Source organism: Janibacter sp. CoH_79_TC_3, from assembly GCF_058197955.1.
In genome coordinates this window covers 1-969 of sequence record NZ_JBXWIV010000050.1, presented here as the reverse complement: position 1 = coordinate 969, position 969 = coordinate 1, and the positions used below count along the sequence as shown (strand labels likewise).

Below are 969 nucleotides of genomic sequence, written 5' to 3'. Positions count from 1 at the left end.
AAAGTCGCCTAAGCGCTAACGCTTTTAGAATCCCCCACTTGAGCTTGGCGAAAGTGGCGGGAGTATGTCAATACTAGAAATTCTGACAAAACTCAACGTATGCCAGCAACGAAAAATGTAGTGTCTAAAACCGTCGATCATAAAAAACCACCAAGAGTGAACTGACCCCCATAAGTTGCGTCCAACTTATGGGGGTCAGTTCACTTTACAGGCTTTTTTATTTACAGTGGAATTAACTACTAGTCTACTATTTAGGCGGATTATCTTTTAACCATAGCTGATTGACAATTTTTAATTCACGTAGTTCTTCTGCCATAATTGCTTCACTAATACCAGGGTATTTCACTACGGCGTAACCATATAGTGCGATGCCAAGTGCTGTCCAGCCAAAGAATATCCACCACTCAATAGCGGTAAGCGCTGATGGCATACCTGGCATATACAATGTGAGGAGACCAAATCCTAAAACTATGGTAACCACACCCACAAGCTTACCTGCCGGTACTTTAAAAGGACGAACCATATCAGGTTCACGATAGCGTAGCACTAAGAAAGAGATGGCAACACAAGTATAAGCAATAACAATACCAAAACCACCAGCATCTACAATCCATACCAGCATTTTACGACCAAATAGTGGCGCTAAGGTGGCAAGGCCACCAATCAACAAAATAGCATTTTTCGGAGTATTATACTTTGGATGCAGCTTACCCAAAAATGCAGGCAGCATATGTGCTTTTGACATGGCGTATAATAGACGACTACCACCAATCAAGAACGCATTCCAACTGGATAAAATACCAAGCACTCCACCAATCACAAGTAAGATACCTGCCCATTTACCATGCCACGCGTTGGTCATGGCGTCCGCAGTTGCTAAAGTTGAGCCTTGTGAACCGCCCCGGTATTGTCGGAGACCTAATATTCTGAGAGAATACGACAATGAAAACACGACATTATACTCCTGAG

Annotated in this window: 1 protein-coding gene; it reads right to left on the bottom strand. The window is 42.9% G+C overall.

The features are described 5' to 3' along the window. Positions 1-247: 247 nt before the first annotated feature. The coding region (locus AC2FA3_RS15005; RefSeq protein ID WP_490510282.1) for an APC family permease at positions 248-969 on the bottom strand (722 nt) is incomplete at its 5' end.